24 protein-coding genes and 1 pseudogene are annotated in these 22,817 nt (G+C 38.0%); 11 read left to right on the top strand and 14 right to left on the bottom strand.

The genetic code is table 11. From position 1 onward, the window contains the following. Positions 1-35 precede the first annotated feature (35 nt). The 4 genes and pseudogenes from ND2E_RS04950 to ND2E_RS04960 all read right to left on the bottom strand — a co-directional run bounded on the left by ND2E_RS04950 (position 36) and on the right by ND2E_RS04960 (position 4,163). Positions 36-500, bottom strand: coding sequence for a chemotaxis protein CheX (locus ND2E_RS04950; RefSeq protein ID WP_033095058.1), 465 nt, complete (start codon positions 498-500; stop codon positions 36-38). A gap of 124 nt (positions 501-624) precedes the next feature. Further along, positions 625-1,149: a DUF6702 family protein gene (locus ND2E_RS04955; protein WP_033095057.1), complete on the bottom strand. Its 525-nt coding sequence runs from the start codon at positions 1,147-1,149 to the stop codon at positions 625-627. Next, a pseudogene (locus ND2E_RS22215) lies at positions 1,142-3,495 on the bottom strand (M1 family metallopeptidase). Before ND2E_RS22215 ends, ND2E_RS04955 begins: the two are co-directional and overlap by 8 nt. Before the next feature lie 227 nt (positions 3,496-3,722). Next, positions 3,723-4,163 (bottom strand): transcriptional repressor, encoded by a 441-nt coding sequence (locus ND2E_RS04960; protein ID WP_033095056.1) that lies wholly within the window; start codon positions 4,161-4,163, stop codon positions 3,723-3,725. A 315-nt stretch (positions 4,164-4,478) separates the two neighbouring features. On the opposite strand from ND2E_RS04960, the gene ND2E_RS04965 reads away from it, so the two are divergent. The 6 genes from ND2E_RS04965 to rplI all read left to right on the top strand — a co-directional run bounded on the left by ND2E_RS04965 (position 4,479) and on the right by rplI (position 8,749). Continuing rightward, entirely contained in the window at positions 4,479-5,555 is a 1,077-nt protein-coding gene (locus ND2E_RS04965) for an acyltransferase family protein (protein WP_033095055.1), read from the top strand. 141 nt (positions 5,556-5,696) lie between these two features. After that, positions 5,697-7,052, top strand: coding sequence for a hypothetical protein (locus tag ND2E_RS04970; protein ID WP_033095054.1), 1,356 nt, complete (start codon positions 5,697-5,699; stop codon positions 7,050-7,052). 192 nt (positions 7,053-7,244) lie between these two features. Next, positions 7,245-7,676, top strand: coding sequence for a 30S ribosomal protein S6 (gene rpsF, locus ND2E_RS04975; protein WP_033095053.1), 432 nt, complete (start codon positions 7,245-7,247; stop codon positions 7,674-7,676). Positions 7,677-7,710: 34 nt separating this feature from the next. Beyond that, a complete protein-coding gene (gene priB, locus ND2E_RS04980) occupies positions 7,711-7,998 on the top strand; it encodes a primosomal replication protein N (protein WP_263281887.1) in 288 nt (95 codons plus the stop codon). A gap of 53 nt (positions 7,999-8,051) precedes the next feature. Further along, positions 8,052-8,279, top strand: a complete 228-nt coding sequence (rpsR, locus tag ND2E_RS04985) for a 30S ribosomal protein S18 (RefSeq protein ID WP_011041278.1) — start codon at positions 8,052-8,054, stop codon at positions 8,277-8,279. Positions 8,280-8,296: 17 nt separating this feature from the next. Continuing rightward, positions 8,297-8,749: a 50S ribosomal protein L9 gene (gene rplI, locus ND2E_RS04990; RefSeq protein WP_033095051.1), complete on the top strand. Its 453-nt coding sequence runs from the start codon at positions 8,297-8,299 to the stop codon at positions 8,747-8,749. 309 nt (positions 8,750-9,058) lie between these two features. Here the strand turns inward: rplI and ND2E_RS04995 are convergent, their stop codons facing one another. From ND2E_RS04995 to yrfG, 4 genes are all read right to left on the bottom strand, one after another. After that, on the bottom strand, positions 9,059-10,246 hold the full coding sequence (locus tag ND2E_RS04995; RefSeq protein WP_033095050.1) for a BamA/TamA family outer membrane protein: 1,188 nt from the start codon (positions 10,244-10,246) through the stop codon (positions 9,059-9,061). A 92-nt stretch (positions 10,247-10,338) separates the two neighbouring features. Then, on the bottom strand, positions 10,339-11,283 hold the full coding sequence (locus tag ND2E_RS05000) for a LysR family transcriptional regulator (protein ID WP_033095049.1): 945 nt from the start codon (positions 11,281-11,283) through the stop codon (positions 10,339-10,341). 148 nt (positions 11,284-11,431) lie between these two features. Then, positions 11,432-11,950, bottom strand: a complete 519-nt coding sequence (locus ND2E_RS05005; RefSeq protein ID WP_033095048.1) for a hypothetical protein — start codon at positions 11,948-11,950, stop codon at positions 11,432-11,434. Positions 11,951-12,422: 472 nt separating this feature from the next. Then, entirely contained in the window at positions 12,423-13,094 is a 672-nt protein-coding gene (gene yrfG / locus ND2E_RS05010) for a GMP/IMP nucleotidase (RefSeq protein ID WP_033095047.1), read from the bottom strand. Positions 13,095-13,220: 126 nt separating this feature from the next. On the opposite strand from yrfG, the gene nudE reads away from it, so the two are divergent. From nudE to ND2E_RS05025, 3 genes are all read left to right on the top strand, one after another. Next, a complete protein-coding gene (nudE, locus tag ND2E_RS05015; RefSeq protein WP_033095046.1) occupies positions 13,221-13,772 on the top strand; it encodes an ADP compounds hydrolase NudE in 552 nt (183 codons plus the stop codon). Positions 13,773-13,828: 56 nt separating this feature from the next. Continuing rightward, positions 13,829-14,650, top strand: a complete 822-nt coding sequence (cysQ, locus tag ND2E_RS05020; RefSeq protein ID WP_033095045.1) for a 3'(2'),5'-bisphosphate nucleotidase CysQ — start codon at positions 13,829-13,831, stop codon at positions 14,648-14,650. 475 nt (positions 14,651-15,125) lie between these two features. After that, positions 15,126-15,923, top strand: coding sequence for a DUF1338 domain-containing protein (locus ND2E_RS05025; RefSeq protein WP_033095044.1), 798 nt, complete (start codon positions 15,126-15,128; stop codon positions 15,921-15,923). Between the two features lie 166 nt (positions 15,924-16,089). Here ND2E_RS05025 and ND2E_RS05030 read toward each other — a convergent pair whose 3' ends face one another. The 4 genes from ND2E_RS05030 to ND2E_RS05040 form a co-directional block, all read right to left on the bottom strand. Next, the gene (locus tag ND2E_RS05030; RefSeq protein ID WP_033095043.1) at positions 16,090-16,326 is read right to left on the bottom strand and encodes a YheU family protein; all 237 of its coding nucleotides are present in this window, start codon (positions 16,324-16,326) and stop codon (positions 16,090-16,092) included. Positions 16,327-16,669: 343 nt separating this feature from the next. Continuing rightward, positions 16,670-16,807 carry a DUF3149 domain-containing protein gene (locus tag ND2E_RS22975; RefSeq protein WP_150113784.1) on the bottom strand — a complete coding sequence of 46 codons (138 nt, stop codon included), beginning with the start codon at positions 16,805-16,807 and terminating at the stop codon, positions 16,670-16,672. Positions 16,808-16,885: 78 nt separating this feature from the next. Continuing rightward, positions 16,886-17,626: a tetratricopeptide repeat protein gene (locus ND2E_RS05035; protein WP_033095042.1), complete on the bottom strand. Its 741-nt coding sequence runs from the start codon at positions 17,624-17,626 to the stop codon at positions 16,886-16,888. Between the two features lie 58 nt (positions 17,627-17,684). Further along, positions 17,685-19,610: an ATP-binding cassette domain-containing protein gene (locus ND2E_RS05040; protein WP_033095041.1), complete on the bottom strand. Its 1,926-nt coding sequence runs from the start codon at positions 19,608-19,610 to the stop codon at positions 17,685-17,687. A 525-nt stretch (positions 19,611-20,135) separates the two neighbouring features. Between ND2E_RS05040 and ND2E_RS05045 the strand changes: the two genes are divergently transcribed. Further along, positions 20,136-20,339 carry a YheV family putative zinc ribbon protein gene (locus ND2E_RS05045; protein WP_033095040.1) on the top strand — a complete coding sequence of 68 codons (204 nt, stop codon included), beginning with the start codon at positions 20,136-20,138 and terminating at the stop codon, positions 20,337-20,339. Between the two features lie 275 nt (positions 20,340-20,614). Here the strand turns inward: ND2E_RS05045 and ND2E_RS05050 are convergent, their stop codons facing one another. Both ND2E_RS05050 and ND2E_RS05055 read right to left on the bottom strand, forming a co-directional pair. After that, on the bottom strand, positions 20,615-20,878 hold the full coding sequence (locus ND2E_RS05050; protein WP_033095039.1) for a SlyX family protein: 264 nt from the start codon (positions 20,876-20,878) through the stop codon (positions 20,615-20,617). After that, the gene (locus tag ND2E_RS05055; RefSeq protein WP_317628135.1) at positions 20,860-21,780 is read right to left on the bottom strand and encodes a WD40 repeat domain-containing protein; all 921 of its coding nucleotides are present in this window, start codon (positions 21,778-21,780) and stop codon (positions 20,860-20,862) included. The genes ND2E_RS05050 and ND2E_RS05055 overlap by 19 nt, the downstream gene beginning before the upstream one ends. Positions 21,781-22,026: 246 nt before the next feature. On the opposite strand from ND2E_RS05055, the gene ND2E_RS05060 reads away from it, so the two are divergent. Further along, positions 22,027-22,794, top strand: coding sequence for an FKBP-type peptidyl-prolyl cis-trans isomerase (locus ND2E_RS05060; protein ID WP_033095038.1), 768 nt, complete (start codon positions 22,027-22,029; stop codon positions 22,792-22,794). Positions 22,795-22,817: the final 23 nt, after the last annotated feature.

Genomic DNA, 22,817 nt, shown 5'->3' with positions numbered 1-22,817 from the left:
TAAAGAATAATTTTAAACGTACCGTTACTTATTTTTTACTCATCAAAACTAAATTCAATGTAAGCTCTGCCTATCTCACTTTTTAGTGGGATAATAACAATAGGACCTTTAGCTTTATGATGAATGGAGTGATTTGGCCCAGAAACAACTATTGGGGTTGCCATATCAAATTCAATGCCTTTTTCACTCAGCATACGTTTTGCACCACCAGTTACCATATTGGTTATTTCACCCACCAAGTCGATAATCTCTTCATTGACTTCGTCAGGTGCTTCTCCAACCATTTTTTTCATCGTGGCTAATGCTAAGCTTCCTTCAAAAGTAATTGATAATGAACCCTTTGCTTGCTCACTCACCATGCCAATTAAACCTGAAACATCACCTAAGGCGACTTCATTTTTTTTAAGGCGAGGCTTTTCTGGAGTTAACTCCATTTGAGCCATCGTTGACATGACATTAAGCATTGAAGATAAAAATGGATTGATAAACTCTACATTCATGGAGATTCCGAATCTTAACTGTTGAGATAAAGTGCATTATTTGATTCTGCATGCTTATTTTACAAATGTAAATCAAATAGCGTAATAGTTTTATAATTTATGGTGTTAAGCGCTGTTGGTTCGGTTATTGACTAATATTTTGAGTAATAATTGCTTCTGTGACTCTGTGGTCGAAAGATAAGCTGCCAAAAAGAGCGCCACCATTTAAATCGATACCTTGAAAATTAACGGTATTTATTTGTCTTGGGTAAGTATCAATGAGTATTGCATTTTTTACCATTATTTGCGGTAAAAGATTTGCTCCTTTACTTTCTTGATAGGCAATAATTTTTCCCGATGTTAATTCAAAGCCTAACCAAGTTAATGGAATTTCAACTTGGCTTTTCTCGAGTGAAAATTGTTGCTCAAAATATTGTTGAATATATAAATCATAATCTTTATGTTCAGCCGAAAAGTGTATCTGTTTACTTTCAGCTATGGCATTTTCTATATCATGGGCGGTAAATTGATGCACTATTTCAAGGTGTTGAGTATTAGGGTTAGCATAAATATCACTGACCCCAAAAAAATAGGTATGACTTGTAGCTGAAGCTACAAGTCCGATATAAAAGCTGATAGCAAAAATATATTTTTTAAATACTTTACTCATCATTGCTCTTATCAACTGAGATGTCTTTAAGTTCTTCATTGTAATCACGCATCATGTCTTTTTTCTTTTCTTTGTAGAGATCAAAACGCGATTTAATTGGGCGTGCTGGCCAATAATTATTATTAATGTTCACATCAGCAGTTTGCCAGTTAGCATCTAGCGCAATTTTAGTAATTTCTTTGTCACGAATTAATAGTTTAGATACCTTTTTACTGTTTTTACGCCAAATTTCAGCAGGAATGTAAATATGTTCAGTTGTGCTATCGGCATAAGTAATGTCGAGTAAAATAGGCATCACTAAGCCGCCGTGATTAGAAAAATCGATGACATAAAAGTTACTATCATTAATCAACAGTTCCTGCTCCCAAGGCTCTAGCTCTTGGTGCTCTTGATTATATTTATTACGATCAGCATTTGTGGCGGTAAATTCATCATGCTCGTTGTAAAAATCTAATAGCTCAGTTTTGTCTTGAGTGCGAACCCATTGACCTTTATTACGTAAATCACTGATAAATTGAGGTTGCTCATTCTCTAGTGCACGCTCCCAAGCTTCTTCAATATCTGGATTTTGACTGTTTGGACGATATAAATAGACATTATCGATAGCTAAATCTACATGGTCAGTGGTGTAAAACCAACCACGCCAGAACCAATCTAAATCAACTGCAGATGCATCTTCCATAGTGCGGAAAAAGTCAGCTGGCGTAGGGCGTTTAAACTTCCAGCGTTGGGCATATTCTTTAAAAGCAAAGTCGAATAACTCACGGCCCATAATGGTTTCGCGTAAAATATTTAACGCTGTCGCAGGTTTCCCATAAGCATTATTACCAAACTGCAAAATAGACTCTGAGTTGGTCATAATAGGTACTTGATTATCACTTTTCATATAACTGGTAATCTTAGCAGCGTGGCCACGGCGAGATGGATAACCTTCTTCCCAAGATTGCTCTGCCAAGAACTGTAAGAAGGTGTTTAATCCTTCATCCATCCAAGTCCACTGACGTTCATCAGAGTTAACAATCATAGGGAAGTAATTGTGACCTACTTCATGAATAATGACACCAACCAAACCGTATTTTGTCCGGCGAGAATAAGTCTTTTTTCCCGTTTTTTTATCAAGTGTTGGTCGAGGACCATTGAAGGTAATCATAGGGTATTCCATACCGCCAACTGGACCGTTAACTGAAATAGAAACAGGGTAAGGGTACTCAAAAGTATACTTACTATATTGTTCCATGGTATGGATTATGGCTTCGGTTGAATACTTTTCCCAAAGCGGGTTACCTTCGTTAGGGTAAAATGACATGGCCATGGTATGACTATTACTTTGCTGATAACCCTGAGCATCCCAGATGAATTTTCGACTTGAGGCAAAGGCAAAATCACGCACATTTTGGGCTTTGAAATGCCACGTTTTTGTTTTAGTGCTGCGTGACTTTTCATTTGCTAATGCTTCTTCAGGGGTAATGATCAATACCGGTTTTTTAGCTTTTTTGGCTTGCTTTAAGCGTTTTCGTTGTTGGTTAGTGAGTACATTTTTCTCATTTTGTAAAACCCCTGTGGCCGCTACAATGTGATCGGCAGGTACGGTAATTTTTACATCATAGTCACCAAACTCTAGGGTGAACTCGCCATTTCCTAAAAACTGTTTATTTTGCCAGCCCATTGCATCGTAGTAAGCGGCGGCTCTTGGGAACCAACTAGCAATTTCGTAGAGATAGTTCTTATCTTCTTTAAAATATTCATAACCTGAACGACCCCCAAGCACTTTTGCTCATGTAGTTGGTAGTGCCAATTGATATTTATTTCAACACTGGCACCCGATTTTAACGGCTTAGGTAAATCGACACGCATCATGGTGCCATTGATAACATAGTGTAATGGTTTACCATTACTAGCCGTTACTTTTGTTATGCCGTAACCACCATCGAAAGCGGGTGATTCAACCAAACTGCGAAAGCTCTTGTATGTGACTTTTTTCTCGCTTGGTGCTGTGCTTGTCATCTTATAAGCTGAGTCACGCTTCATGCGGTTTTGGTCTAGTTGTATCCATAAATAGCGTAAAGTATCTGGAGAATTATTTTGATAATCCATGATTTGCTCACCAGTTAATTGTTGAGTGTCGTCATCAAGCGCTATAGAAATATCGTAATCAACTTGTTGTTGCCAATACTTATGTCCAGGCGTACCTGAAGCAGCACGATAAATATTGGGTGTAGGTAAAACCTCACCTAATTGACGAAATTTATCGTCGAACGCAACTTTACTTGCCTGACTGTCTACTGACAGAAAAACAGAAAAAGCCATTGTTAGAGCAATTAAGGCGGTAGAGGTTGAGTATTTCATAATTTTCCAAGGTAGCGGGAGTACACGCTGTTAACGTTTTATGGTACGTGTGCAATCAAACGGCTAAATAATACTGAAACGAGCACTTGAATGACAACAGGTATATACAACATTGAGTGTTGATCTGGAATTTATACCACAATCAAAACACCTTGTTATTTTCAAGGTGAAGATTTGCGGTAGAAAGTAATAATTATAAGATTAACGGTGAGCTAACTGCAGGAGAGTTATACGTTATTACAGTTTTTACAGCGGCCGTGTGCTTCAACTATTTGATGTGTGATAGTAAAACCATTCGCATCAGCCATAGTACGTAATGCTAAATCAAAGTTATTGGACTGAATTTCTTCAACATGACCACATTCATCGCAAATTAATAGCTGTACAGGGTGATCACATTCACCAAAATGGTGGCACATAATAAAAGCATTGATAGATTCTATTTTATGTACAAAACCCTGCTTAGATAAAAAATCTAAAGCGCGATAAATCGTTGCAGGTTTGGCTGCGGCATCTAGTTCTTTTAATTCGGAGAGTAAATCGTAAGCGCCAACCGCTCCTTGACGGTTAGCTAATAGTAAAAAAACTTGTTCTCTTACTTTAGTAAAACGTGCGCCTTTTTTTTGGCAAACGAATTGTGCTTGTTGTAATAAAGATTCTGCCTTCATGGTGCTATTCGGTTCTGTTTTGTCTAAGAATGGATAGGATTTCCAGTGTATCATAGCTACTTATCAGCGCGTAAGTATTTTTAGTTCGTCCAATAATCTCTAATTAATCCAATAACTCATATAAACTGTCCATATCTGTTTTCTTTCAATAAGGGGTATGGCTGTTAAAAGAGGCTTTTTGATTGCTATTAACTTTACATGGTTGGTGATGTGAAATTTGAGCGTTTCCTGTCCCTAGATTTAAATTTGCTTTTTCTTGTAAAAGACAGCGCTGTCTTTTACAATGAGTAATACAAATTTTGTTAGGAAATAATCATGACTCGTTATCTTGCGCTCGATGCTTTTAGAGGGATTACTATAGCTTTAATGATTTTAGTGAATACCCCAGGTACTTGGTCACATGTATACGCCCCTCTACTGCACGCCGATTGGAATGGTGCAACACCAACAGACTTAGTTTTCCCGTTTTTCTTATTTATTATTGGCTCTGCAATGTTTTTCTCTTTTAAGAAGAGTCATTTTGCGGCTAGCCCTGAACAATTTAGAAAAATAATAAAACGTGGTTTCATCATGTTTTTTATTGGCTTTATGTTAAATATCATTCCATTCACTGCTAATGTTGAAGATTGGCGGATTATGGGGATTTTACAACGAATTGGCATCGCCTACACAGTCGCAGCTTGTTTAGTTCTTACACTCAATCGAACGGGTATTTTTATTGCGTCAGCTGTAATTTTATTAGCCTATTGGGTATTACTTCTTAGTGTGGGAGAAAGCGCTTTAACCATTGATGGTAATATTATTCGCCAGCTTGATTTAGCGGTATTGGGTGCTAATCATATGTATAATATGCGTGGTGTTGCATTTGAACCTGAGGGGTTGTTGAGTACTATTCCTGCAGTAGTGAATATGTTACTTGGCTTTGAATTAACACGTTATTTAACCCGTATTGAAGATAAGAAGAACAGTGTTGTTAGGTTAACGCTAATTGGTGGATTAGCCATAGGACTGGGCGTGCTATGGAATTTAGTTTTGCCTATTAATAAGTCGCTATGGACCCCGTCTTATGTCATTTATAGCACAGGTTTTGCTTGTTTATTACTGGCAGCTTTTATCTGGTTAATTGACATAATGAAACAAGTGAAACTGGCAGAGCCTTTACTTGTTTATGGTACTAACCCATTATTTGTCTATGTATTGTCATTTTTAGTAGTAACCCTGTATCTAAACATTAATATTGGTGATACATCCATGTATGCTTGGTTATATATGCAGCTAAACGGTGTATTTTCTCCTAAACTCGCTTCCTTTATTTTTGCATTTTCACATGTGGTATTTTTCTGGTTTGTCTCATTAAAATTGTATCAACGAAAAATATTTATCAAAATATAATGTGACTCTTTCAGCCCTTAACTCTCTAAATAATATATAGGGTAAGGGCTGAAAAACCTGTCAGAAAATCCTTGTTTTTGCTATGCTTATCTAATGGTTAAAAATTATTAACCTTCTTAGAATAAGGAGTCCTTTTTACGAGTGAATAATACTAAACTCAGCCAAGATGAAAACTTGTCCTTTAAAGTTAGCCATCAGTTATTACCGCAAGATTATCAACGTATTGATTTGTACTTCTCACTGCCGGTTGAAATGGGTATTAACCCCAGTACCCTGAATGAAGAAGAGTTTTTCTATTCTAATATTAAAAACCATAGTGCTTATTATGCAGACCAACTGCATCTGCCTTTAGTACGTAGTCGTTTTGTCAGCCAAAAAAAAGGTGAACAAAGTGATTATCGGTTAAACCTTAATTTGTACTCCTATCAAGTTAAAAAAGCGCTAGATGCCGATATTAAACAAACACTAAAGCTTAAAGAGGCTGAGGAGTTTTATCCTGCAGCAGTTGAATTGGCAGAGCAAACGCTTTCTTTGACTAAAAAGTTAAGACGCTATACACCTCCTGATAAGAAGTTTAATTCCTTTTTTGAAAATGCAGATAACTATTTAAGTTGGCATATAGAGCAATCTTTCTTAAAGCTACTCTCAAGGGGTCCTAAAAGCTCAGAATTCACCGTTGAACGAGAGCTACTGTTAAGTTTATGTCGAAGTGAAAATGATTATCGCATTGAAAATAAATATAACTCACAAGTGACTCTTGATGATGCAAATCGCATTACTAACAAAATGCGTTTGTTACAGCGATTAATAGAATATGGCGTAGTCTTTCAGCGGAAAACTCGGTATTTAAATGTCAACTTAAAACGTTTTGTCCGTGGTGTTGTTACTGCTGTTATTATGGCATTTGTAATGTTGTTAGTGCTCAATGCTCGAACTAACTTTACCGAAGTAACCCTTGCTTTAGTGGCTTTTTTGGGGCTTGTATACGGCTTACGAGAAACCTTTAAGGAAGACTTAACCAGCCTTATTTGGCGAAAAATTCAAAAAGGTCGGCCCAAATGGCAAAACTTGTTTACTCATAGTGTTACTAAAAAGCGAATTTTGAGTCAGATTTTGTGGTTAGAATACATAAGGACTAAAGATTTACCAAAGTCTGTCAATGCATTGTTCCAACAGCGTAGGCAACAAAACAAGCAAGCTGCTCAGTTATTGCATTTTCGCTGCGATAATAAGGTTATTGCAAAAGAATTCTTGCCTGGCTACGATGAAATTCAACAACAGACATTTTTTAATTTAACACCTTTTGTACGGTTCTTGAAAAAAGGGGCTGGTCGATTATATAGCTTAGATGGGCAAAAAATTTCAAGCCAAGGTGTTGAGCAGCGTTATCAAATTAATCTTATTTTACGGCATTTTTGTAAGGGTGAGGAATCCTTACAGCGCTTTAAAATCACCTTAAATCGTTCTGAAATAGTGAATATTGAATCGATAAAATAATGGTCTTTTTTTTATAAAAAGATAAGTGCAGCCTGCTGTTTTTTTATAAATAAGTATCGCTTCGTTATTGCTTGCTTTTGCTGGTTGTTTTCCCTACAATACGCCTCCTTAATTCAGCCTAAACTTTTGTTCCTTGTCTCAACTGGTGTTGGCTGTGCCAGATAATGAGACTACAACCGTAAGGAGCTCGTAATGCGTCATTACGAAATCGTATTTATGGTTCACCCTGATCAGAGTGAACAAGTGTCTGGTATGATCCAGCGCTACACAGACTTGATCAATGCTGCTGAAGGCAAAATCCACCGTCTTGAAGACTGGGGCCGTCGTCAATTAGCATACCCAATCAATAAACTACATAAAGCACACTATGTTCTTATGAACATTGAAGCGCCACAATCAGTTATTGATGAACTTGAAACAGCTTTCCGTTATAACGATGTTGTTATTCGTAACATGATTATGCGTACTAAAGACGCGGTAACTGAAGCATCGCCAATGGCTGCTGCTAAAGAAGAGCGTCGTGACGATCGCCGCGAAGTTAAGAAAGATGTTGCTGCTGCGCCAGTTGAAGCTAAAGAAGTCTCTACTGAAGAGAAATCTGAAGAAGCTGCTAGCGAAGAATAAGTAATCTGTGATTTTCTCGCAAGAGAATTGCCTAGTGTTGATAGGTGAGGTGGTAAGAGCCCCAAAGCATTCAACCAGCCCTGCCGGTATTAGTCATAGTCAGTTTTCAATAGACCACAAGTCTATACAAAATGAAGCTGGTATGAATCGACAAGCATTTGTCCGAATACAAGTAGTTGCTACAGGTGATTTATCACACTTAACTCGTGAATTAATTGCAGGGAATGTAATAAAAGTGACTGGTTTTATTAATCGTCACGAATCTAGAAACGGTAATCCGCTTTTAGCATTACATGCTCAGCAAATTGAAATGATTAATTAGGCTTTATTTACTGACAAAATTGTTAGTTAAATAAAACCATATTGGAGAACTCCATGTCTCGTTTTTTTAGACGTCGTAAGTTTTGCCGCTTTACAGCGGAAGGCGCAACATCTATCGATTATAAAGATATTGCAACTTTAAAAAATTATATCACTGAAAGTGGTAAAATTGTTCCTAGCCGTATCACTGGTACTGCTGCTAAATATCAACGTCAATTAACTCGTGCTATTAAACGCGCTCGTTACTTGTCATTGTTACCATACACCGACTTACATAAGTAAGCTAATAGGGGTTTAAAATGGAAGTAATTCTTCTAGATAAAATCGCCAAATTAGGCGGCCTTGGTGACAAGGTATCTGTTAAATCAGGTTATGCTCGTAACTACTTATTACCACAAGGTAAGGCAGTATTTGCATCTGAAGCTAATGTTGAGCACTTTGAAGCTCGTCGTGCTGAAATCGAAGCTAAATTAGCTGACGTATTAGCAGTAGCTGAAGCTCGTGCAGCTAAAGTTGTTGAGCTTGCTGAAGTTACAATCGCATCAAAAGCTGGTGACGAAGGTAAATTATTCGGTTCTATTGGTACTCGTGATATCGCTGATGCGATCACTGAAGCTGGCGTTGAAGTTGTTAAAGCTGAAGTACGTTTACCATTAGGTGCTATCCGCGAAACAGGTGAATTCGAAATCGCTATTCACTTACATCACGATGTTGATACTAGCATCAAAGTTGTCGTTATCGCTGAAGCATAATTTGTAGGCGTGACTTTAGTCGCGCGAGGCGAGCATTAGCTTTGCTTCAACTACAAAAATAAAAGCACCGCACTCTCTTTGAGGTTGCGGTGTTTTTTTATGTGTTTTGGCGCGAATAAATTTTCAAAAATGCGAGAATAAATTCCCGCCTACAGTAGACTGGATTTCAATCGCGCTTTGTAATAGTGAGGTATCTTGATGGCAGAGGAATTACGCAGGGATAATTAACAATAGCAAGGCGCTTGATTGACTAATAGTGTGCTATTAGGAATGAGAGCAACGCAGCTATTATTAATTATAACCAGTAATTTACCAGGCAGAGCCTGCTTGGATGTAAAAAACGGTATCCTCAGGACCTCTCGCTATATCTATTCCCATATTAAAATCATACCGTCTAGCAATTAGGTAGCGAAATCCTGCCCCTTTGCTGACACGACTATCACTATCAGAAAAGTCAGAAAAACTATCACTAGCTTTACCTATACCGGCAAAGGCACTCAGCTCCCAGCGTAAATTGATTCGATAGGCTACTTCAAGTTCAGATAAGGCAACTGATTGCCCTTGATATCGAGCGGCCGGTATACCACGCATTGAAATATACGGTGTCGCATAAGGAGGTAATATTTGTTCAGAGTCGACATAGTTAGCTTCAACTCTAAACGCCGTTCGCCAATGATCTGTGATCTTGAAATAATTGAGGGCTGTTAGTTCAGTTAAGGTGTAGTCAACATCTGAGCCGATAACATCGTTGAACCAAAGGTAATTCAGCTCGTATTTTAGTCCGTCAGTGGGTGAATAAAAATTATCTCTTGAGTCGTACTCTATCGTCAGACCTGCACCAGAAGTGGTGATGTTAGTCGACAAAGCAGGGAGTAAATTATTAGTGGTTTTATTAAAAACATCACTTGAGTTGACGATACTAACTTGCGCATCAATATAGCGATGCATGGGGCCAAAATAAAAAGCACTATCACCTAGTTTAAACTTTAACGTTTGCATTATTGCAGTCGCTTGGGTATTAATTTCTAGGGGAATAGGTAGGGTTATATCACCGAAACCATAGAAGTTTATATTTACATCGCCATAACCGCCACCACCCATATAACGTATGTTTCCTTTATTGAAAAAACCAAGGTGACCACCACCGATAAAATAAGAGTCATTGCCGGTATATGCACCAAAGGCGGCAGAAATGCTGGGCGGCATTAAACTGCGGGATGCTTTTTCATTACTCTCATCTTGCATTTTTTTTAGTCGAACTGCTTGCTCTTCTTCAGTCTCATGAAAAAACAAACCCATCATGCCTAAGCCACCATCTACAGCAGGGTCAGTAATGATAATTGGCACAGGTAAAAAACCATAAGCATTTTCTGAAAGGTAACGTGAAGCATCAAAATTACCATCAAGTTTATCGGTAAAAATGTCAGAAGCAGCCAACGTACTAGACGATAATAGGGCTATGGAAATCGGTACGGTAATTTTGTTTAGAAGGCTCATAATCTACTCAGTGACAACAATAGCGATATGCTCAAGATGAAAACAGAAATACTTGTTTATTAATACAACAATATTCCACTAGAAATTAATGATTAGCAAGTGATGAATTGTAAAGTTTGCTGCAATACTTTATCTCTTAGCCATTGATGTGCCGCACTATTTACTGTGCGCTGATGCTGAAGTAGAAAGAGCTCAACCATATTGCTTTCTGTTTGCTCAAATTGATAAATACTGACTAGTTTTTCTTTATGAGTAGTAGGGGGTATAAAAAAACTGGGTGCGATCAGTAAGGTATCTGATGAATTTAATAATTCTATTAAGATACTTAATTGGCTAGTTTTTAACTGTATATCACGTTTAAACCCCTGTTTTAGTAATATGCTATCAATAGGATTCGTAAAAATAGCGCCAGTATCTTCATTTACATTTAATTCAATAAATCGATAGGATAAGCAGTCCGCTAATTCAACTTCATTTTGTGCTGTAAGTGGGTGAGTTTTTCTGGCAAAGATTGATAGTGATAGTTTTCCTAAAGAAGTCGCTATAAAAGCATTATCAGTTGGCTTTTCAACATGAATAGCGAAATCTAAAAAACCTGATTCGAGTGATTTTTTAGAACTCATCTTTGCCGAGTATTCTGACAATTTCACCGCGGGTGCCTCAATATTCACAGCCTGTACTAACGGCAAAAATATCGCGAGGCTGGTTAAGGAGGGGAGGGATATTGAGAAATGTTTATCACAAGTCACAGGTGAAAAGTCGTCATCATGTAATATGGATTCGAGTTTCTGCAGTATATCTGGTAATAAAGCTTCAATACGTTGTGCTTTTTCTGTCGGGACTATGCCTGATGCCGTGCGATAGAAAAGAGGATCATCAAAAAGATCCCTCAAGCGTTGTAAGGTCCTACTCATAGCCGATTGTGATAAAAAAAGACGTTCGGCTGCCCGAGTAACATTCTTTTCTTTCAATAAGACGCTGAGTGAAACCAGTAAATTTAGGTCCATTCGTGCTAATTTTTGCTCTAATAAAACCATATTTATCTGCTAATTACTCCGTAATGCATGGAGTAAACATGACTTCATAAGTCATATTTACTTGGTTTGTAGTACTGACGCTAACCGTTATCGCAGCTAACGTCAGTCTCTAGTCTAAATAGTTAAAAAAACTTATCCATCAGCTTTGTTATTTTATAGGTACCATAATGTGTGCGTAAGGAGTATCCCCCCACATAACATAAGGTCCTCCAGAGTTAGGGTCTCGGCTGATCCCCTTTAACATTTCTTTTGGCACAATAATCATTAAATGCGGACCAGTTTCTGTATAATCTTCGGCACTTTTATGGTCAGGGTGATAGGGCGTGGCATTACTGACACCTGAACCAATATCACCTTTTAACATGTAAGAAATGCCTATTTCCGTCGTTGTAAAGTCAGCTTTAGTTGCTACTGCACTCATCATTTTCATCCAAAGCGCATCATTACACATGGGGGCTTTATCTCCGGGCATAGTGTCAGGCATGCAAATCCAGTCATTATTTCCTTTTCGTAACATTTCACCATTTGAGTCAACTATGGTGGCGTGTTGGCTTATCGATTGAGGTGCAGCGGCCATTGCTCTTTGTATCTTTGTATCGCTTGATTCTGCTATTACTGCAAGATGAACAGAAAACAAAGATAATAGTATAAGTGTCTTGTATTTCATTTCATTATCCTCCGTTTTAGTTATCAACCTTATAACTCGACAATCTTGTTACAAGAGTTCAAGTATAGTTGAACTTCAGAGATAGGCAGTTAATAGCGGTACCGAAAGGTTTATCCGTCGAGTGATAAATAACAATGAAAATGATGATTTTCAGGGAAGGACTTTATGTTTGAAAAGCTACTGTGCAATTGCCTCAGGCAATTAGAAGGTGAAGTTGCTAGATTAGAGGTAAGGCTAAAATTAACTGTTTCAATGGTTATCCTCGTCAGTCATTTCAGTGGGCAAAACGCATACGCTTGCTGATTATAAACATAGGGATGTGAGTGAATTAAGTACAATGACTTGTTCGCACTTCAGTTATGCGTTTAAAACAAAAATTGAGTGTTTTATGAACTTAGCAGGAACGGAGCGCCATTCACAGGACTTTATAACAATGAATCAGTTTTGCAAATACTTAACAGCATCACTTGATTTATTCATTGCTCAACTGAGCCGTTAATAGATCAAAGTCGGTAATAGCAGGGAAATCGGTAATGATGTTTGCTGCTTTTTTACTATCGGGGTTAGCCACAGCGAGTAAGTGCTTAATACCGTATTGTTGTGCAGATTGGAGTATCTCAATACTGTCATCAATAAAGAGTGTTGAGTCACAATCAAAACCATGCTTTTCTTGTAAACGTTGCCATAATAACTGTGATTCTTTGGTAACGCCAAAGTCATGGGTTGAGTACAGTACATCAAAATACTGGTCTAATTGAGTACGTTCAATTTTCAACGATAATGACTCTGGGTGGGCATTGGTCACTAATACGATATTTTTTTTATTGGCTCTTAACGCTAATAGAAAATTTCTCGCATCAGCACGTAATTGGATCAGGTGTTGTATTTCTCGTTTGAGCTCTGTAATTGGCATTTGTGTTTGTTCAGCCCAATAATCGAGGCAATACCATTTAATCGTGCCCACGACAGATAAGTAATCAGCCTTGAGCTTTTCTTTTGCTGCATCGAGTGAAATTGACCTTTTTTCACTGTATCGAGCAGGTAGGTGTTCTAACCAAAAGTGATTATCAAAGTGTAAATCTAAAATGGTACCGTCCATATCGATTAAAACAGTAGATATTTCTGACCAATTAATACTCGTCATTTTAGCCAATCCTTAAAAAAACATTCAGTGTCATAAATATTACCATTTTGCTATTCCAAAAGTATTGTTTATCGTGTCATTATAGTGATATCTAAGGGAAAGCAATCAACCAATGTGGCTCTAATTATGGCAGATGAAAACCAATTACCTATTATTACTCATCGCCAACAAGTGGCTAAAAGTGCACTATTTGGCATTGAACAAATCGATCTTACCTTCAGTAACGGTGAACAAAGGCAATATGAGCGAATGATGGGCTCTGGTCGTGGTGCTGTCATGATAGTGCCAATGATTGATGAAAATACTTTATTATTGGTACGTGAATACTGTGCAGGCACCCACAGTTACTTATTAGGTTTTCCCAAAGGACTTATTGATGAAGGTGAGCTTGCAGAGCAAGCCGCCAATCGAGAACTACAAGAAGAGATTGGTTATGGTAGCGAGCAGTTACTTCAGATAACAGAAATGATGATGGCCCCCGCTTTTTTTGATGCAAAAATGACAATATTCTTAGCAAAAAACCTTTACAGTGCTGAACTGGAAGGAGATGAGCCTGAGCCATTACAAGTTGTGCCTTGGCCAATTAAAGACTATAAAGAACTATTACAGCAAACAGATTTTACTGAAGCACGCAGTATTGCTGCATTAATGTTAGTACGTGATCTTCTTGACGTTTAATGTTCAATGAATTGAATAGTGACAGAGTACTCAAGCACGAAGAAAGAGGTATAACGATGAGCCAAGATAGATTACTAAACATTGCTTTAGAAAGTGCGAAAAAAGCTGGCGTAGAAGTCATGAAGTATTATCGTCAGGGAAACTATACTGCAGAGACTAAAGCTGATGAAAGCCCGGTAACCAGTGCGGATTTAGCAGCAAATGATGTCTTGATGGATCAGCTACAAACACTCACACCGGACATTCCTATTATTTCAGAAGAAGTTGGGACAGTGCAGTTACATGAGAGAAAAGATTGGTCTCGTTACTGGTTACTTGATCCTATTGATGGCACGGGCGAATTTATCATTGGTAGTGGCGACTTTGCTGTAAATATTGCGTTAGTGGAAAATGGCTGGCCAACACTGGGTGTTATTCACGCGCCGGACCACTGTTTAACGTATTATGGCCAAAAAAACCTTGGTGCTTTCAAAGATAATTGCCAAGCCAGTCATGCAATTCGTGTGGCAGAATATCAAGAAAATCGTCGTATTAAAGTTGCTATTAGCCGTCGTCAGCAACTTGAACTTATGGGGCAATATCTAAATAGTGATTATGATTATGACTATGTTGCTTTAGGCAGCTGTTCCTTAAAAAACTGCCTAATTGCTGAAGGTGGAGCCGACTGTTATTTACGTGTGGGCGTCACTGGTGAATGGGATACTGGGGCTAGTCAATGTATTTTAGAGCAAGCTGGCGGCGATATTATTGACAGTGAGTTTAATCCTTTAACTTATAATAAACGAGAAAGCCTTTTAAACCCTGACTTTGTCAGTCTAGGGGCGAGAGACTTCCCATGGCAAAAAATAATTAAACCACATAGAAAAATTTATGAATAACAAAGAGCTAAGTATAACTTTCTCTCGGGAATGCTCACTATAACATCAACTATCATTGTTGTTATGATGAATAGGTTCGTTTTGTTTACGTTTTGTGCTAAATTAGCGTTATTCAACGAAGTGAGCCAACAGGCAACTTCCGGTACTCTCATGAATAGGTCATTTTGTTTTAACTATGTTATCAAGCGTATTAAAAAAACATATATCTCACCATCAAGCAGGACGTCGTCCTTGCTTCTTTAAAAGTATCGATCAAATCTAAACTTTTGGTAGATGGCCGATGCTGTCAACCAAAATAACATTTTGCTATTTTCCCGACCATTTTGCTATCTGCTATTATTTCAGCTATTAATTTTATCTGTATTAATACTTTTGTCTGTAAAGTTAATTGTCTGAGTTATAACCACTAATATTTACTTATTATTCTTAAATACATATTTCAATAAATACCACTCAATAATTAAGAGGAAAAACTATGGCAGCGCAAGTAACCGCACTTTTTAATGATATCTGGGAACAATATCTCAGCGTGACCCCGTCAGCAAAAAAGATTCACCAATTACTTGGTAATGGAAATGATGTCATTAATGATCATGTAGCATACCGCACTTTTAACCACCCGAAAGTGAATTTAGCACAATTAGCTAAAGGATTACTTGCCTTGGGTTACACTGAATGTGGTCAATATGATTTTTCGGCTAAAAAACTGGATGCTAAACATTTTGAGCACACAGATAGTACTATGCCTAAAGTCTTTATCAGTGAATTACGTGTTGAAGAATTCTCAAGTGAAGTACAAGAGATTATTGCGGATTTAATCGAACAGCTACCAGCAGATGTTAGCAATAGACCTGACTTCTTATATTCAGGTCGTCTATGGGAAATTAGTTCGAAAGATTATGAAACCTTGTTAAATGTAAGTGAGTATGCCGCTTGGTTGGCTGCATGGGGTTATCGTGCAAACCACTTTACTGTGAGCATTAATCACTTAGCTAATTACGAAGATATAGAGGTGGTAAATGCGACACTTAAGGATGCTGGTTATCTACTCAATACTAATGGCGGCGAAGTAAAAGGCGATGAAGCTGTGAAATTAGAGCAATCATCTACCCTCGCGGATAAAGCACCGGTAGACTTTTCTGATAAAACAATGGAAATCCCAAGCTGTTTCTATGAGTTTGCTAAACGTTATCCCCTTGCTAATGGTGAACTTTATACCGGTTTTGTTGCAGCATCCGCTGATAAGATTTTTGATAGTACCAATGCTAAATAGCGTCATCCTTCACTAAGCTTTTGGTAATGTGAATAAGGCATTATATTTGTAAGCCAGTGCTAAGTCGCTGGCTTTTTTAATAGCCCTACTTCTTGAGGTAACTTTGTCGAGAGATATTATGCTCGAATAGCTTTTGAGGAGTAGTTCTGGCAATGACAGTAAATAATTACAATTCTTCTTCCATTCCCGCGGTAAACTGGTCGCTGGGTAGTATGTTGATGCTTTCATGAAGCTCAGAATAAACTAATACTGCACTACCTTGTTCCAGTTGTTTTTTCACTTGAGCAATTTTAGCTTCTTTACTCACATCTTCTGCGCCATATTCAGTCCCTTCACGTAATATGAAGCCTTCAATAATAGCGGTTAAGGTATCATGCGGTAGTTGATCTAAAGGGATAATCATAAAGGTACTCAAACAATAATTAATGAAAAAAACATTGTACCGCTGAATTGCTTTATACCAAATGGATTATTTCATCACAGCTTCTTGAATTTAAATTCCGTAAGCATTGAGTCATATTCGCTTTGATTGGTAATGGATAAATTTTACAGAGAGGTGTGAGCTTAAGTCTCCGTTTACGACGTGCGGAGTCTATGTAGTTTTCAACAAGGTCATAGAGATATCTTTGCTTGTTGGCAATATAACGGCACTCGATCAGGCTAAGCTATAATGTTTCTACTTGGAAGTAGGGATAACAGAAATTTACTTAGCCTGTGCAAGGAGAGAACTTGGTCTGATCTTGACCTTAATGGTTTTTACTATCGTCTACAATGTGCTTAAGGAAGTAATAGACATAATATGCACAAATACCTAATAAAATAGCCATGCCGCCAAAAGAAAACATTACGACTGGGTCATTGGTTAACATTGATAATAAATTCATATTGAGCTCCATAATTTTCTAAGTCATCTTTGATATACCTAGTGTAATTAAGTCGCTCAATGAATAAGCTGATTTAGATCAATAGAAACGCTGCTTTTCGGCCATTTTTGCTTTATTTTCCTGCTGTTCTCTAATCTTTTGATAGATTTTATTCGCATTATCGATGCTATTTTCAATTTTTTGTTTGGATAAGTCTCTTTCATCCATTAAACGACTTTTTTCGGCATTAGGATAACCATTCCATGATGCAATGGTATTCCATACATAAGACAATTCAGTGCTCTTTTCTACACCTTTTCCTTCGCTATACAATAGAGCTAAATTATATTGAGCAAGTGCATAGTTTTGATTTGCAGCTCTTTTGTACCAACGTGACGCTTTAAAGTCGTCCTGAGCAACACCCGTGCCGTTAGCATACATAACGCCTAAATTAAATTGAGCACTCGATAACCCTTTTTGAGCAGCTTTATTGGTTAACTCAAAAGATTTTCTTAAGTCTTGTTTTACCAGCTTACCTTCAGAGTAAATTAACGCCAATTCAAATTGCGCATCAGGGTAGTTTTGTGCCGCAGCCAGCCTAAACAATTCCAGTGCTTTCATACCATCTTTAGGTAGGGAGTAACCATGTTGGTAAACCAAGGCCATTTGGTATTGGGCTGGTGCATAACCTTCATTCACCAATGGACGAAACTGCTCAATTGCGGCTTTAAACTCTCCTCGGTTTAACTCATATATTCCCTGCTCTAGGTCATTTCCGTGGCTCAATACTGAGAAGCTGCTTAGCAGTGTGAAAGCAAGCAGTAATATTTTAGTACGCATAATATATCCTCTTCTAGCGGTAACTGTCGGTTAGTTGACTTAAGTGTAGATGAAAAAATCAATCGGTGACTGACATCATCTCTTCAATCTGCTCAGCGAGATCAAGCCAAAGCATTTCATTTTCTTCAATATCATTTTTCAAGTTAGCTTGTTTTTTAAGTAAATCTGTTAGTTCAGACTTCCGCTCTGCTTGATAAATGTCACTATCACTTAATAAGGCTTCAACCTTAGCTAGCTCTTCTTGCCACTGGTGCACCTTTTTTTCTAATTTGTCCGCCTCTTTACGTAAGGGAGCAGATTTTTTTCTTAATTCAGCTTGTTGCTGGCGTAATTGTTTCTTATCTAATCCCTTGTCACTGCCTTGTTGCTCGGTTTTAATTGATTTTATTGCTTGTTTTTTATCATCATTTAACCATTGCTGGTAATCATCAATATCGCCGCTAAAATCACTGACTCGGCCATTGGCTACAAGGTAAAACTCATCAACACATGATTCTAATAAAAATCTATCATGGGCAATTAAAATAATAGCACCACCAAAGTCTTGAAGTGCCATGACCAACGCTTGACGCATCTCTAAGTCTAAGTGGTTTGTTGGTTCATCGAGAAGTAATAATTGCGGTTTTTCTAGTACAATCAAGGCAAGGACTAAGCGTGCTTTTTCACCACCTGACATGGTTGCAACTTGCGATAATGCTTGATCACCGCTGAAGCCAAACTTTCCTAAAAAAGTACGAGCTTGTGGTTCACCTAATGTAGGTTTTGCACGCAAAATATGGTCCACAGGGCTAGATGGTGCATGTAACTGTTCTAATTGATGTTGAGAAAAATAACCCACTTTTAAATCTTGTGCGCAGTAACGTTTGCCAGCAAGTAAGGACAGTTCACCAGCAAGAGATTTAATTAACGTTGATTTACCTGCGCCATTTCTCCCTAATAAACCAATACGACTTCCTGGTATTAAGGTTAACCCTACTCCCTCTAAAATAATTACTGGCCCATCATGGTCAGATTTAGGGTAACCACACTGACTTTCTTCAAGTGATAATAGCGGATAGGGTAGGCTTTCTGGCTCTTCAAAACTAAAGGTAAACTGACTATCAACATGTGCAGGGGCTAGATCTGGCAGCTTTTCTAAGCGTTTCAATCGGCTTTGAGCCTGCTTTGCTTTACTGGCTTTAGCGCGAAAACGATCAACAAAAGCGGTTAAGTGTGCTGCTTCTTTTTGTTGCTTTTGGTATTGGGCATCTTGTTGTGCTAAATGTTCACGGCGTTGACGTTCAAAAGCAGTATAATTACCGCTGTATAATTTGGCGCGTTGGTGTTCAATATGCAATATTTGACCAATGACAGTATCAAGGAAGTCTCTGTCGTGTGAAATAAGTACTAAAGTGCCGGTAAAGCGTTTTAACCATCGCTGTAACCAAATAACGGCATCTAAGTCTAAATGGTTGGTCGGTTCATCGAGTAAGAGTAAGTCAGCTCTAGATATCAGTGCTTGGGCCAAGTTTAAACGCATTCGCCAACCACCTGAAAAATCTTTCACTGGATTTTCAAGTTGTGATTGTAAAAAACCTAAGCCATGTAATAATTCACCAGCACGAGCGGGTAAACTATAGCCATTAATGGTATCTATTTTATTGATAAGAATGGCTTCAAGGTTACCATTATCAGTAATGCGAGCCTGTTCAAGCTCTTGCTCTAACTGGCGAAATTCCTTATCGCCATCCATTACATAGTCAAGAGCACTTTGCTCTAACGAGGGGGTTTCTTGTTTTACTGTGGCAATATCCCAAGCTGCGGGTAATGATAAATCACCGGAATCAGGAGATAAATTACCTAACAGAGCGGCAAAAAGAGAAGATTTTCCACAGCCATTGCTGCCGACTAAGCCGACCTTATGGTTCGGGTGAATTGTAAAGCTAGATGATTTTATTAGGTTTTTAGCCCCTCTATCTAAACTTAGGTCTGTGGCGATAATCAATGGTAATTCCTCGATAAAATGGCATAGTGCGGTATTAATAGCAATTGGGTTAATTTATTATTCAAATTAGAACTACATTAGCGAGCTTAGAACAAGCAAATTTATTTAAATATAGTTATTCTATATTTCATTAACTATGCGATGTTATAAGTTTGCTAATGAGTTCCCGAAGGGCGAGTACCTAATAAAAGGTAAAGGCTTACATGCGGCGTTATTGATTTTAACAAGGACGCTGCATGGATGCAGCTTATTAGAGAATGTAGGAGCATATTCTCCTGAATAACCATTCTCTTCAATCAATGCCTTGCCTCTAAACCTTTTAACTCTCGCTAATTGAGTAATTATTAATCCATTTGGTATTATAATACCCACTAATAAAATGCTGATGCATTGTCGCTTTTCCTATGCCCACAATTCAAGGTAAAATAGCGAAAATTCTGGATTTAATGTCGAGCCTGTTACACTTTCATTCTGAATAAACACTCAGCGAAAAAAACAGTGCCTAATAAAAAGTAGTAAATAATCATGAGCAAAGCCCTGAAAAAAAGATTTATCGCTGGTGCGGTTTGTCCTAAATGTAAAGCAATGGACACGATGGCGCTTACCAAAGAAAACGGCGTTGAAAAAGTAACCTGTGTGAGCTGCGGTGAACAGATGGTGCAAACAGAAGCACAAGTAGATAAGGTTGTTCGAGAACACGAGCAGGTGATTGGTGTATTTAAACCTTGATAAGATGGAACTTTTTTGCGGTATTGCGCAAAGCATTGTGATTAAACAATAGTTAGCGCATCATAAGATAAGCACTCAAAAATTATTCAGGAAATAATTTGAACATCCAAAGGATGTCCTGAGGGGCGAAGTACAGGATGTACCAAGTAATGATAGTCATCAACTCAGTGCTTTGTTATCTCAAGTTAACAGCTTCTAATTAAAAGTTTTTAATTTAACCATACTGCTTCAAATACCATTGTTAGTTATTTTGGGTTAATAGTATTGCTAACTGTTTAGTAATGCGGTGGAGGTGGTTCTATCTCTTCTTTATCGCCTGATAAGCTACCAGCATCTTTTAATCGATTAGCAACTAATTGAATTTGATGTTTCAGATCTGAAATTTCATGTTGATGGGCTGCTAGCTCGCCACTTAATTGATCAATAACATCATCCTGAAAGACATTGCGTGATTCTAAGGCATCAACACGTTCTTCTAATTGCTGAATGTAGTTGGCGTTTGTGCTGTGCGCACTTAAAGTTATTTCGTGATTGGCCATGATTCAACATATCCTGATGAGCTTATCGTTAATAGATCGTTATTATCGCCAAATGCGATGCTATACACAACCGCTCCGGTTGGTCTTTTTGCCTCTTTAGGGGTAACAAACCAGTGGCTAAGACGTTTACCGCTAGCAATATCCCAAACACTGACCTTTCTGGTTGCTGCGCCGGTAACTAATGTTTTACCGTCAGAAGAGAAACGTACTGAGCTAAAGACTTCATGGCGTTTTGTACCCTGTAAACTACTAATGCGTTTACCTGTTTTTAAATCCCAGATATAAGCACCTTTCATACTGTCTGCTGAAAAAGCATAGCGGCCCTTAGCATCTAATGCCACTTTAGAAACTCGCGAGCTATGGTTAAATTGATAAACTACTTGGCCAGACTGGGTATCCCAAACGTAGGCGGTAAAATCATTACCACCCGAAATTGCGACACGACCATTAGGCAGCATATCGACTGAATTCACCTTCTCTTTGTGTCCTAAGAACTCTAATCGTCTCCCTGTATCGACAGTAACATGAACTACGGTACCGTTACTTTTACCAATCAGTAAGTAGTCACCACCATTACTAATTGCTATATCTCTAATATGAGATTCTCTCACCTGCCAGTAGCCCTCAGATTTACCTGATTGTAAGTTCCATAGAGCAAAATTCTTTCTATTGGCAGTCAGTACATGGCTAGCACTATCACTAATATCAATGGAAAGTACTAAGTTGTCACTGGTGTTTTGCTCTTGTGCCCAGTTATATAGTCGTTGGTTTTTAGTTAAATCCCATACACTCAAACCGTGATGAATAGAGGAGACTACTGAAAACTTAGCATCACTAGAAATGTGACCAGCATAAGCACCCTCAACAGACTGTTGCCAGCGTTGCAGTGGTTCTTGTGTCACAGGCTTACAAGCTGTAAGTATCGCCAATAAAGCGAGCGGAAAAATCCAATTACAATTTAACAATATATTAATACTTTTTTATTTGCGCATTTATCGTTAGTATAAGTTCTTTTTTGAAATTGTTTAGTGTTATCTGTAGTTAAATGTAAAGTTTATCTTAAAGTTGAGTTTTACAAGGTAACGTTATAATTTTTAGGTTTTTAATTGGGGGAATTCTCCAATTGTATTGTATAAATGGAGATATGAATGAAATTGTTTAAGCCTACTTTAGTAGCCCTTGCGTTATTTGCCGTTGTTGGTTGTAACGAGAAAGCTGTTGAAGAAGTAAAAGCGCCAGTATTAGATACTGAAGTGCAAAAACAAGCCTATGGCTTAGGTGCCTCAATTGGTATGTACATGCAACGTAACTTAGAAGAGCATGACAAACTAGGCTTAACGTTAGATAAAGAGCTGATTGTACGCGGCTTTGTAGACAGCATTGACGGTAAATCTGTTATCGAAAAAGAAGAAATTCAAGCCTTATTGATGAACCTTGATACTAGCATGAAAGAAAAACAGCAAGCAGCTGCGATTGCCGCTTCTGAAGCTAGCCTAGCTGACGGTGCTAAATTTTTAGCTGAGAATGCTAAAAAAGAAGGTGTAAAAGTCACTGAATCAGGTATTCAATACGTAGTATTAAGCGCTGGTGAAGGTGATAAGCCGGTAGCAACGGATACGGTTAAAGTGCATTACAAAGGAACTTTCTTAAACGGTGAAACGTTTGATAGTTCATACGATCGTGGCGAACCAGCAGTATTCCCACTTAATCGTGTGATCAAAGGTTGGACTGAGGGCGTACAATTAATGCCTTTAGGCGCTAAGTACAAATTCACTATTCCTTCAGATTTAGCGTATGGTCCAAACGGTAACCCACCACGCATTCCGGGTAACTCAGTACTAGAATTTGAAATTGAATTATTAGAAATTCAAAAAGCAGAAGAAGCTCCAAAGGCTGATGAACACGCTGCTCACTAGTTAGTTATATTAGATAAGACTTT

Origin of the sequence: Colwellia psychrerythraea, assembly GCF_000764225.1 — a bacterium.
In the GTDB taxonomy this organism is placed as follows: Bacteria; Pseudomonadota; Gammaproteobacteria; order Enterobacterales; family Alteromonadaceae; genus Colwellia; species Colwellia psychrerythraea_D.
This window is presented reverse-complemented; position numbering and strand designations above follow the sequence as displayed.